This is a genomic window from Nonomuraea basaltis (assembly GCF_005893125.1).
In the GTDB taxonomy this organism is placed as follows: Bacteria; Actinomycetota; Actinomycetes; order Streptosporangiales; family Streptosporangiaceae; genus Nonomuraea; species Nonomuraea basaltis.
Genome location: NZ_VCJS01000596.1, coordinates 1 through 976, shown reverse-complemented (window position 1 = coordinate 976; position 976 = coordinate 1). Strand labels below are relative to the sequence as shown.

Here is a 976-nt window from a genome sequence, read left to right as displayed (position 1 = left end):
CATGATCTCGATGGGCGGTCACCGGCCTTGGACCAGGCGCTCACGCGTACGCGCGTAGACCTGGCCGGAAAGTCCGGAAACGGCCTGGCTCATGGGCCGGTCCCGGTGGGCGCCAGCTCGACGTCGACGTCGAGGTCGATGTGGGCGGCGGCGCCGGCCCGGAACAGCGGGCACCAGGGGCGGCCGGAGCGCGGGTGAAGGTCGGCGCCGCCCGGTTCGCCGTGCGGGCAGCAGGGCTACGCACGTGTCTGGGAAGTTACAGCCTTGTTTTCCCTCTGTCATCAAGTGACTACTCATTGTTAGCTACTGAGCATCTGTCACCCGCAGACTCCCCAAGAACAAGGAGCAGATCATGAAGAACCTCTCCCGCCGCACGGCGATGGTCGTGGCCGTCCTAACGGCCGCCACCGGGCTCGCGCTGCCGACCGCCAACGCGCACACGGCCGAGTCCTACCCGTGCCCCCGGGTCGTAGGGGTCTGCGTCTGGACCGAGCCGGGCGGCCAGGGCGATCTAAGGCTGCTGTGGGACGATACGCCCTACATCGTCCCGCCCGTGCGCAGTGCACAGAACCAGACCCCGGAACCCTGGTGTTTCTACAACGCGCCGGGCTACCAGGGCTACGAGCGCCGGGAGGTCGCGCGCAACGAGACCGTGGCAGACTTCGGCTTCGACGTCCTCTCCGCCAAGCGGGGTCCTTGCCAATGGGAGTAGTAGTCCCCTCCGCCCGGCCGCCACTTCGGTAGGCGGGCATCGCGGGCGGTAGCACGACGGCACCATCTACGATCCCCCAGCGCCCGGCGCATTCGAGGCGATCCGTCGGCTGATGGCCCTCGACGCGGTGTTCATCCACCACACGCGATCCGGCCCCGGTCGCTGCGCCACCGACGGGTTCGACACCCTGGCCGACGGCGGGACGCTCGGCACGTTCGGGAACCGCCGCGGCGTGCTGGGGAACTGCCCCTTTCGCCGTTACTT

General features: G+C 68.9%; 2 protein-coding genes. Both read left to right on the top strand.

What is annotated here, in order from left to right:
* Positions 1–198: hypothetical protein (locus tag EJK15_RS74045; protein ID WP_206062406.1), on the top strand; the 198-nt coding region annotated here is incomplete at its 5' end.
* A 154-nt stretch (positions 199–352) separates the two neighbouring features.
* Complete coding sequence (locus EJK15_RS69580; protein WP_138720968.1) at positions 353–712, top strand: peptidase inhibitor family I36 protein; 360 nt, start codon at positions 353–355, stop codon at positions 710–712.
* Positions 713–976: the final 264 nt, after the last annotated feature.

Excerpts from the sequence above, each read along its gene's own strand:
- EJK15_RS69580 (WP_138720968.1), top strand. The coding sequence starts at position 353 with ATGAAGAACCTCTCCCGCCGCACGGCGATGGTCGTGGCCGTCCTAACG.